The sequence below is a fragment of the Serratia sp. Ae19-1 genome, assembly GCF_059801225.1.
On record NZ_JBCHWD010000016.1, the window covers coordinates 19033 to 28824 of the forward strand.

Sequence of the window (9792 nt, forward strand, 5' to 3'; positions counted from 1 at the left end):
AATTGGCCTTCTGTTTTACCAAACTGAAATAATTTACTGAGTTACCATCAATCTTGTATAACCTCAGGCTAGAATTAGCCGAGCGCAACTTAAGGATCTATGGTCTGACTGTGACTCGGAGCTGGATTACCGAACAAGGATTTACCGGATGTTGATGACCCACCTCGCCGCGTCCCGATATCGTTACTACCGTTGGCTGCTGGCCGGAGCGGTGGGCGTGGCTATTCTGTTGGTATCGCTGTATACCCGTTACTATCAAGAGGTCAAAAGCATCGAACAGAGCCAACAGACGTTGGCCACCCGTACCGTTGGCAAGATCAACCAACTGTTGAGCCCGGCGCAGCTACAGGCGGAACGCAGTATGGATATGCTGGATCAGCCCTGCGAGAACGTCTCATCGACCCTGCGTTTTCGCGCCGCGCAAAATCAGGCGCTGCGCGCCATGCTGCTGGTGAAAAACGGCATCATTTACTGCTCCAGCCTGTTCGGCGCCCGCCATTATCAGATGGCCGCAGTGATGCCCACCCTGGTCAACAGCAACGCCCGGTTGGCGCTGCGCCCTTCGCTGGCGGTCAGCAAAGGTCTCCCCACGTTAGTATTGTGGACGCCATCCCCCACCGATAAAACCAGCGGCGTGCTGCACGTCTTCAATATCGAACTGCTGTCCAACTTTTTACTCGAGCCGCAGGAACCTTATGTTCAGCGAGTGGTGCTGAACGTCGCCGACAGCAGCCTGGAGTATGGCCGCCGTGAAATATTGAGCCGCGATACCCTGACTAACGATCTGCGCTACACCGCCGGTTCCGCGCTGTACCCCTTCTCGATTTCACTGTTCGGGCCACAGATTGGCATGCTCGCGCTTTCCGCGCTGCCGCGCCATATTCCGCTGGCGCTGCTGATCAGCCTGCTGGCGGCCTATGTGGTCTATCTGCTTACCGCTAACCGCATGAGCCTGTCTTATCACATCGGCCATGCCATCACCCATCGGGAATTTCGCGTCTACTGCCAGCCGATCATCCACAGCGACACCGGGCGCTGCGCCGGCGTCGAGATGCTGCTGCGTTGGAAAAAGAAGCGGCAGGGATGGATCTCGCCCGACGTATTTATCCCATTGGCCGAACAGCATGAGCTGATCATTCCGCTCACCCGCTATCTGCTGAACACCGTGACGGAAAACCTGCAGCTGTTCCCGCCGCGGCCGTCGTTTTACATCAGCATCAACGTCGCCGCTGAGCACTTTAAAACGCTCGATATCATCGACGATATCCGCCAGATTTGGCTGCCGGCGCACCCGATGCCGTCACTGATGCTGGAGCTGACCGAGCGCACCGCGCTATCGGCGATCCAGTACGACCAGATCCGCACGCTGAAAGACATGGGCATCATGCTGGCTATCGACGACTTCGGCACCGGCCACAGTTCGCTGAGCTACCTGAAAAATCTCAGCCCGGACGTGTTGAAGATCGACCGCGGGTTTACCGCCGCCATCGGCACCGACGCGGTCAACGCCACGGTAACCGACACCATCATTACGCTGGCGCAGCGCCTGAAGCTGAAACTGGTGGCCGAAGGGGTAGAAACGGCGGAGCAGGCCGACTATTTGCGCTCGCGTGAGGTCAATGCCCTGCAGGGGTATTATTTCGCCAAGCCGATGCCGATCCACGTTTTCCCTCTGTGGTTACAGCAGTACGAATCGCGCGTCAGGAAAGCAGAAGAGAATACGCCGGAGGCCTGAGCCTCCGGCGGGAAGGTTACGAATGCGTTGATTCGTCAAACACGACGCGGGTCACGCGCACCAGTTCGATGCGGTATTCGGAGACCTCGACGATATCGAAACGCAGGTGGTTCAACTCGATGGTATCCCCCGCTACCGGCATCTGGCCATAATGGGCCAACAGCAGCCCGGCCAGAGTGGCGTAGTCGGCGGTAGGGCTGACCAGGTCATCGCAGGCCAGGGCCTGCTCCAGCGAGTGCAGGTCGGTCCCCCCCTTCACCAGCCAGCCGTCGCCTTCCGCCACGATGTCAGGCGTTTCATCTTCGTCCGGGAATTCACCGGCAATCGCCTCCAGCACGTCCAGCGGCGTCACCAGCCCCTGCACCACGCCGAATTCGTTGGTGACCACCACCAGACGTCCTTTGGCGCGACGCAGCACCGCCAGCAGCTTGATGACATCCATGGTTTCCGGCACCACGATCGGCGGCGTGCGAGCGGCGAACTCGGCGATATCTTCACCCTGTTCCAGCGCCACCAGCAGATCCTTGGCGCGCACGACGCCGACAATCTCATCCACCGACTCGCGGCATACCGGGAACAGGCTGTGCGGCGTATCCAGCAGCTGTGCGCGCACCTCTTCGCGAGAGCGCTCGCAGTCGACCCAGGAGATCTCGGTGCGCGGCGTCATCACGCTGCGCAATGAGCGCGAGGCCAGCGTCAGCACGCCGCTGATCATATAACGCTCTTCCGCCGCAAAGGTTTCATCCCTCGGCAACGCGACCGCGTCGTCCGCCTGCTGCGCACGCTGCTGCCCCATCAGGCGCATGATCGCTTCCGCGGTGCGCTCGCGCATCGGGCGACGCGCCTGATGCTTAATGAAGTTACGGCGCGCGATCTGGTTGAACAATTCAATCAGGATCGAGAAGCCAATCGCGGCATACAGATAGCCTTTAGGAATGTGCAAGCCGAAGCCTTCGGCGATCAGGCTCAGGCCGATCATCAACAGGAAGCTCAGGCACAGCACCACGATGGTCGGGTGCGCGTTGACAAAGTTGGTCAACGGCTTGGATGCCAGCAGCATCACCGCCATTGCGATCACCACTGCCGCCATCATCACCGGCAGATCGTTCACCATGCCCACGGCGGTGATCACCGCATCGAGCGAGAACACCGCGTCCAGAATCACGATCTGTACCACCACCGCCCAGAACTTGGCGTAGCCGCGGTTGGCGCCGTCCTGATGCGACTGCCCCTCCAACCGTTCATGCAGCTCCATGGTGGCCTTGAACAGCAGGAATACCCCGCCGAACAGCAGGATAAGATCGCGGCCGGAAAAACTGAAATCGCCTACGCTGAACAACGGCGTGGTCAGCGTCACCATCCAGGAGATCACCGACAGCAGGCCCAAACGCATCAACAAGGCCAGCGACAGGCCGATGATGCGCGCTTTATCGCGCTGCTTCGGCGGCAGCTTGTCGGCCAATATGGCGATGAACACCAGGTTGTCGATGCCCAGCACGATTTCCAGCACCACCAACGTAAGCAACCCCGCCCAAATAGAGGGGTCCATTAAAAATTCCATATCAGACTCCAGAGAAAAGTGGGAATGAGCGCAGGCCGCTCAGACGTGACGATGCCGCCGCTGCATGGGCGCAGTCGACAATAGCAAGGTGACGGAATGGGGTTACCGGGAGGTGGCCGGACGGCCGAACAGCATATGTAACGCCAGCAGGTGGCGGGTGAAACCTGGAAAAACAGTAACTTCGGTGACAGTCCATAGGGAGGGCTGAGGCCCTTCACTCCTTAGTGATGAAAGAGGAAATTACTGTATCAGGATTTTTCTGGGGGACAAAGCGGCTTTTTCAACGACGGTTTAGGATGACACTCCGTCATCTCCCCCATGACAGCTAAGATTTCTCCGAGCATTCAATAGCGGAGCAACGTCACAAAAAATATTTTTTCACTCACTAAAATAAATGGCGCGTTCGTGAAATATCGCGCACAGGCATTTGAAACTGCGTGAGAAATGTTAGGGGTGCGTTTCTTTTTTTCTACCATAATGTATCTGAACCGCGGAAGTGACTGCCAAAACGGCGCGGAGGAACGACACAAACCGCGCCTGGAGTTCAACGAGGAGGTAGCGAGTGGCAATAGCTATTATCATCGGCACACACGGGGCTGCAGCGGAACAACTGCTGAAAACGGCGGAGATGCTATTGGGCGAGCAGGACAACGTCGCCTTTATAGACTTCGTTCCCGGTGAGAATGCCGAAACGTTAATCGTCAAATACAATGAAAAAATCAGTGGGTTGGATACCAGCGGCGGCGTGCTGTTCCTGGTGGATACCTGGGGCGGTAGCCCGTTCAACGCCGCCAGCCGCATTGCGGTCGACAAAGAACACTATGAGGTCGTCACCGGAGTCAACATTCCGATGCTGGTGGAAACCTTCATGGCGCGGGACGACAACCCCGCTTTCGATGAACTGGTGGCGCTGGCGTTGGAAACCGGCCGCGAAGGCGTGAAAGCGCTGAAAAAACCGCAGGAAGAACCCGCAAAACCCGCAGCACCCGTCGCCAAAGCCGCTGCCCCTCAGGCGCCGCTGGGGCCGAACGACCACATGAAAATCGGCCTGGCGCGCATCGATGACCGCTTAATTCACGGTCAGGTCGCAACCCGCTGGACCAAAGAGACCAACGTCAGCCGCATCATCGTCGTCAGCGACGAAGTCGCTGCCGACCATGTGCGCAAAACTCTGCTGACTCAGGTCGCCCCGCCGGGCGTCACCGCCCACGTGGTGGACGTGGCGAAGGCCATCCGCGTCTGGAACAACCCGAAATACGCCAACGACCGCGTGATGCTGCTGTTTACCAACCCGACCGACGTCTGGCGGCTGGTGGAAGGCGGCGTGGATATCAAATCTGTCAACATCGGCGGCATGGCGTTCCGTCAGGGGAAAACCCAGGTGAACAACGCCGTATCCGTCGATGAAAAAGATATCGAAGCGTTTAAGAAACTGAACGATCGCGGTATCGAGCTGGAGGTGCGCAAGGTCTCGTCCGACAGCCGGCTAAAAATGATGGACCTGATTAACAAACTCAATTAGTGGCGCCAGCCGCTGATTATTTTACTCAGAGCTTTTTTGGTCATAGGAGAAGTGCAATGGAGATCACCACTCTTCAGATTGTGCTGATATTTATCGTTGCCTGTATCGCCGGGATGGGTTCCGTCCTCGACGAGTTCCAGTTCCACCGTCCGTTGGTCGCCTGTACCCTGATAGGCTTCATCCTCGGCGACATGAAAACCGGCATCATCATCGGCGGTACGCTGGAAATGATCGCCCTGGGCTGGATGAACATCGGTGCGGCGGTCGCGCCGGATGCCGCCCTGGCCTCCATCATCTCGACCATTCTGGTCATCGCCGGCGGGCAAAGCGTCGGCGCCGGTATCGCCCTGGCCATTCCGCTGGCGGCAGCCGGCCAGGTATTGACCATCATCGTGCGTACCCTCACCGTAGCCTTCCAGCACGCGGCGGACAGCGCAGCGGAGCGCGGCAGCCTGCGCGCCATTAGCTGGATCCATGTCGGTGCCCTGCTGCTGCAGGCGATGCGTATCGCCATCCCGGCGGTCATCGTCGCCATCTCGGTCGGTACCGCCGGGGTACACGCCCTGCTCAACTCGATCCCGGAAGTGGTCACCAGCGGCCTGAACATCGCCGGCGGCATGATCGTGGTGGTCGGTTACGCGATGGTGATTAACATGATGCGTGCCGGCTACCTGATGCCGTTCTTCTATCTCGGTTTCGTGACCGCCGCCTTCACCAACTTCAACCTGGTGGCGCTCGGCGTCATCGGCGTGGTGATGGCCGTGCTGTATATCCAGCTAAGCCCGAAATACAACAAGTCTCAGGTTGTACAGGCCGGCCCGGCTAACGCGAACGATCTCGATAACGAACTCGACTAGGAATAGGTGAGAGAAATGGTTGATACGACTGCTCAAAAGAAACTCACGCCGGCCGATATTCGCGGCGTATTCCTGCGCTCGAACCTGTTCCAGGGTTCATGGAACTTCGAACGCATGCAGGCGCTGGGTTTTTGCTTCTCGATGGTGCCGGTGATCCGCCGCCTGTATCCGGAAAACAATGACGATCGCAAACAGGCGATCAAGCGCCACCTTGAGTTCTTCAACACCCACCCTTACGTGGCGGCGCCGGTGCTCGGCGTAACCATGGCGATGGAAGAGCAACGCGCCAACGGCGCGCCGATTGACGACGCCGCAATCAACGGCATCAAGGTCGGTTTGATGGGGCCGTTGGCAGGCGTCGGTGACCCGATCTTCTGGGGCACCGTGCGGCCGGTGTTCGCCGCGCTCGGCGCCGGCATCGCCATGAGCGGCAGCCTGCTCGGACCGATCCTGTTCTTCGTGCTGTTTAACCTGGTGCGCCTGCTGACCCGCTACTACGGCGTGGCCTACGGTTACCGTAAAGGGGTGGATATCGTCAACGACATGGGCGGTGGTTTCCTGCAGAAACTGACGGAAGGGGCGTCCATTCTCGGCCTGTTTGTCATGGGGGCACTGGTCAACAAATGGACGCACGTGAATATCCCGCTGGTGGTGTCCAAGATAACCGACCAGACCGGGCATACCAACGTCACCACGGTGCAGACCATCCTCGACCAGCTGATGCCGGGCCTGGTGCCGCTGCTGCTGACCTTCGCCTGTATGTGGCTGCTGCGCAAGAAAGTCAACGCGCTGTGGATCATCATCGGCTTCTTCGTCATCGGCATCTTTGGCTATTGGATTGGCCTGCTGGGCCTGTAATCGTTCGAAACGGCCGGGGGGCGACCCCCGGCTTTTTTATGTGTGGAGCAAGAGATGTCACTGACCGACGCCGTACTGATGCTGTTTATCGCCCTGCTGTTGCTGTACTCGCTGTATGACGAATTCGGCATGGATCTGCTGAAAGGCAAAACGCGGCTTAAAGTGCCGCTCAAACGCCGCAACCGCCTCGACAGCCTGATTTTCGTCGGCCTGATCGCCATTCTGATTTACCGCAATGTCACCGACAATGGTGCGGTACTCACCACCTATCTGCTTATTTCTTTAGCGCTGCTTGCGATCTATATCTTTTATATTCGCTCCCCCAAGATGCTGTTTAAAGCGCACGGTTTTTTCTTCGCCAATGTGTTTGTCGAATATAACCGCATTAAAGCCATGAATTTATCGGAGGATGGCATTCTGGCCGTCGATCTGGAACAGCGCCGGTTGTTGGTTCAAGTGACACACCTGGACGACCTGGAGAAGATTTATCATTTTTTTGTTGATAATCAATAAATAAAGAAACAGTCATTTTTCCATTGCTCAAACCCTGCGCTGCTTATGGATAATTAATCGGCAGCGCAATTCCCTTCTGACTATTATTTCCGCAACATTGTTACCCCTGGCTACATTATATTCCCAGGTGAAATTAGATTAATGAAAACGAGTCTCAATTAAGAACAAACATTGCCACAGAATAAGGTTGTCGGTGGCGGAAATAATATGGTATGGTTGCGCCGTCATTGGGGAGTAGCCGGTTTCTGGAGAATAAAACGCCAGAAACGCCCGTATCAACATACTCGTTTCGCCGTAAGAAACGTGGTGCGGGCAGCCAGGTAAGGTTGGCGAGACCATAGACACGTAACTCCGTCGTTTGGTTGGGGGTGGGTTACGTGTATATGGAGCCACCCGGCCGAGGCTATTTCACATGAACCTTTCAGCAACACTTATTCTCGCTTTCGGTATGTCCATGGATGCTTTCGCCGCTTCGATCGGTAAAGGCGCCAGTCTGCATCAGCCCCGTTTCCGCGAAGCGATCCGCACCGGCCTGATCTTCGGCGTGGTCGAAGCGATCACCCCGCTCATCGGTTGGGCCATCGGCCTGTTCGCCAGTCAATACATCATGGAATGGGACCACTGGGTCGCCTTCTCGCTGCTGTTCATTCTCGGCATGCGTATGATCGTCGAAGGGGTGCGCAACAGGCCCGATGAAGAAGAGAAGGTCAAACGTCATGGCTTCTGGTTGCTGGTCGCCACCGCCATCGCCACCAGCCTCGACGCCATGGCAATCGGCGTCGGTCTGGCCTTCCTGCAGGTGAATATCGTGCACACCGCGATGGCCATCGGCTGCGCCACCATGATCATGGCGACGCTGGGCATGATGATCGGCCGCTTTATCGGCCCGCTGCTGGGCAAACGCGCCGAGATCCTCGGCGGCGTGGTGCTGATCGGTATCGGCGTCAACATTCTGCTGGAACACCTCGGTTATCTGGCCTGAGGCGATTGCTCTGCAAAAAAAAACCTGCCGCGGCAGGTTTTTTTGTTTCTGAGCCCGGCGCTTTTAAGCCCGACGCCGATACAGCGCCAGGACGAAATCCGTCTCGCACACAAACTCCCCGCCGTCGGCCAACCGCTGCTGCACCTCCGGCGTGGCGCGCCAGGCAAACGGCGTCATCTGCAGCAGATTGGCGGCCTGCGTCCCCGGCAGGGTCATCGTATAGGCCAGCGCCTCTTTGCGCTCGCAGTCGAAACCGGCGAACTGTTCGTCCTGTTCGGCATGCAGCTGCACCTGTTGGTACACCTGCTCTTTCAGCTGGTACAGATGGCGCGGCCCCGGCGAAACCGTCACCACTACGCCGCCCGGTTTTACCACCCGCGCCAGCTCCTCCGCCTTGCAAGGCGCATAAATGCGCAGAACCGCATCCAGCGCCCCGTCGGCGAACGGCAAACGGTGGCTGGAGGCGACGCAGAACGAGACCGCCGGATAACGTTTGGCAGCATAGCGGATCGCCACCTTGGCGACGTCCAGCCCATAGACCGTCATATTGCGCTTCTGTGCCAGCCGTGCGGCCACGGCGGCGGTGTAGTACCCTTCCCCACAGCCTATGTCCAATAACGCGCCTGCATCGGCCGCCAGCGCCAAATCCAGCCACTCGGCGACCTGCTCTTGCAGCGGCTGATAAAATCCGCCGTCGAGAAATGCGCGCCGCGCCTGCATCATTTCCGCGCTGTCCCCCGGCTGCTTCGATCGCTTGTGCTGCACCGGCAGCAGATTGACGTAGCCTTCTTTCGCTTGATCGAACTGATGATTGCCGTCGCAACGCCATTGTTGTGAGGAAAAATGCAGCGGCTGATGACACAGGGGACATTGATAAGACATGAATGGGCTTCCAGAAAGACAGGGCGCGGCTAGTCTAAAGAAGGCGCCGGCCCGATGCAAGGCGCATCCCCGCTCGCTTTCACCGCCAACAACACCTGGCCAAGCGGGGAAAAAGCTGGCTACACTGAGAGTCTGTTTTCTCACGCAGGTGAAAATAACTTATGAGCGATCGTTCCGCGCTGCTCGATGCGGTGCCCCACATTCAGCACGGCTTCGGCAGCAAACTCGCGCTGCTGCCAGGGCATCTGCTGCCCTACAGCGCTACGCTGCCGGAAAAGAAGCAGGTGCACGGCACCCGCATCGTCGACGTGTTGCAACCGGCGCAGGCGTGCGGTGAGGCCGACGGCTTCTACACCCGCCAACCCGGCATTCTGCTCAGCGTGCTGACGGCGGACTGCCTGCCGGTGCTGTTCAGCCGCCGTGATGGCGGCGCCATCGCGGCGGTACACGCCGGTTGGCGCGGGTTGCTGGACGGCATTCTGGAACAGATGGCGGCGCGCATTCGCCAGGACGGCGACACCGCCGATTGGGTGGTTTCTATCGGCCCCGCCGCCGGCCCGTGCTGCTACGAAGTCGATGAAGCGCTGGTGGAAAATTTTAAACAGCGCCTGCCGCTGCCCGCTGCGCTGATCAGCCCGCATTATCGGCATCTGGATCTGGCCGCGATTGCCGAATACAAGCTGGCAGCGCTGGGCTTCGCCGCCGTTGACCGCGCCGGCAGCTGCACCATCTGCACGCCGGACGTCGACCCACAGCGGCCGCAGCGCTACAAATACACCAGCTATCGCCGCAACAGCCACCGGCGCGCACAGGATCCGACGCATCCGGGGATCAAAGGCCGCAACCAGTACGCCGCCATCATCATCGCCGCCGGATGACGGA

The 9792-nt window shown here is 58.5% G+C and carries 9 protein-coding genes and 1 riboswitch; of the genes, 7 read left to right on the forward strand and 2 right to left on the reverse strand.

Annotated features, from left to right (window positions below):
- Window positions 1-148: 148 nt before the first annotated feature.
- On the forward strand, window positions 149-1735 hold the full coding sequence (locus AAIE04_RS24755; protein ID WP_019452840.1) for an EAL domain-containing protein: 1587 nt from the start codon (window positions 149-151) through the stop codon (window positions 1733-1735).
- Between the two features lie 16 nt (window positions 1736-1751).
- Here AAIE04_RS24755 and AAIE04_RS24760 read toward each other — a convergent pair whose 3' ends face one another.
- Window positions 1752-3296 carry a TerC family protein gene (locus tag AAIE04_RS24760; RefSeq protein WP_019452841.1) on the reverse strand — a complete coding sequence of 515 codons (1545 nt, stop codon included), beginning with the start codon at window positions 3294-3296 and terminating at the stop codon, window positions 1752-1754.
- A 562-nt stretch (window positions 3297-3858) separates the two neighbouring features.
- On the opposite strand from AAIE04_RS24760, the gene manX reads away from it, so the two are divergent.
- From manX to mntP, 5 genes are all read left to right on the forward strand, one after another.
- Window positions 3859-4818 carry a PTS mannose transporter subunit IIAB gene (manX, locus tag AAIE04_RS24765; RefSeq protein WP_025159821.1) on the forward strand — a complete coding sequence of 320 codons (960 nt, stop codon included), beginning with the start codon at window positions 3859-3861 and terminating at the stop codon, window positions 4816-4818.
- 56 nt (window positions 4819-4874) lie between these two features.
- Window positions 4875-5675, forward strand: coding sequence for a PTS mannose/fructose/sorbose transporter subunit IIC (locus tag AAIE04_RS24770; RefSeq protein ID WP_015378156.1), 801 nt, complete (start codon window positions 4875-4877; stop codon window positions 5673-5675).
- Between the two features lie 15 nt (window positions 5676-5690).
- Window positions 5691-6533, forward strand: coding sequence for a PTS mannose transporter subunit IID (locus AAIE04_RS24775; RefSeq protein WP_015378157.1), 843 nt, complete (start codon window positions 5691-5693; stop codon window positions 6531-6533).
- A gap of 54 nt (window positions 6534-6587) precedes the next feature.
- A complete protein-coding gene (locus AAIE04_RS24780; RefSeq protein WP_019452843.1) occupies window positions 6588-7046 on the forward strand; it encodes a DUF986 family protein in 459 nt (152 codons plus the stop codon).
- A 217-nt stretch (window positions 7047-7263) separates the two neighbouring features.
- Window positions 7264-7447: riboswitch (yybP-ykoY riboswitch) on the forward strand.
- An 11-nt stretch (window positions 7448-7458) separates the two neighbouring features.
- Entirely contained in the window at window positions 7459-8028 is a 570-nt protein-coding gene (gene mntP, locus AAIE04_RS24785; RefSeq protein ID WP_025159822.1) for a manganese efflux pump MntP, read from the forward strand.
- 63 nt (window positions 8029-8091) lie between these two features.
- On the opposite strand, the gene rlmA is transcribed toward mntP, so the two are convergent.
- On the reverse strand, window positions 8092-8910 hold the full coding sequence (rlmA, locus tag AAIE04_RS24790) for a 23S rRNA (guanine(745)-N(1))-methyltransferase (RefSeq protein WP_074053994.1): 819 nt from the start codon (window positions 8908-8910) through the stop codon (window positions 8092-8094).
- 161 nt (window positions 8911-9071) lie between these two features.
- Between rlmA and pgeF the strand changes: the two genes are divergently transcribed.
- Complete coding sequence (gene pgeF / locus AAIE04_RS24795; protein ID WP_019452846.1) at window positions 9072-9788, forward strand: peptidoglycan editing factor PgeF; 717 nt, start codon at window positions 9072-9074, stop codon at window positions 9786-9788.
- Window positions 9789-9792: the final 4 nt, after the last annotated feature.

Excerpts from the sequence above, each read along its gene's own strand:
- AAIE04_RS24755 (WP_019452840.1), top strand. The coding sequence starts at position 149 with ATGTTGATGACCCACCTCGCCGCGTCCCGATATCGTTACTACCGTTGG.
- AAIE04_RS24760 (WP_019452841.1), bottom strand. The coding sequence starts at position 3,296 with ATGGAATTTTTAATGGACCCCTCTATTTGGGCGGGGTTGCTTACGTTG.
- AAIE04_RS24770 (WP_015378156.1), top strand. The coding sequence starts at position 4,875 with ATGGAGATCACCACTCTTCAGATTGTGCTGATATTTATCGTTGCCTGT.
- AAIE04_RS24775 (WP_015378157.1), top strand. The coding sequence starts at position 5,691 with ATGGTTGATACGACTGCTCAAAAGAAACTCACGCCGGCCGATATTCGC.
- AAIE04_RS24780 (WP_019452843.1), top strand. The coding sequence starts at position 6,588 with ATGTCACTGACCGACGCCGTACTGATGCTGTTTATCGCCCTGCTGTTG.
- mntP (WP_025159822.1), top strand. The coding sequence starts at position 7,459 with ATGAACCTTTCAGCAACACTTATTCTCGCTTTCGGTATGTCCATGGAT.
- rlmA (WP_074053994.1), bottom strand. The coding sequence starts at position 8,910 with ATGTCTTATCAATGTCCCCTGTGTCATCAGCCGCTGCATTTTTCCTCA.
- pgeF (WP_019452846.1), top strand. The coding sequence starts at position 9,072 with ATGAGCGATCGTTCCGCGCTGCTCGATGCGGTGCCCCACATTCAGCAC.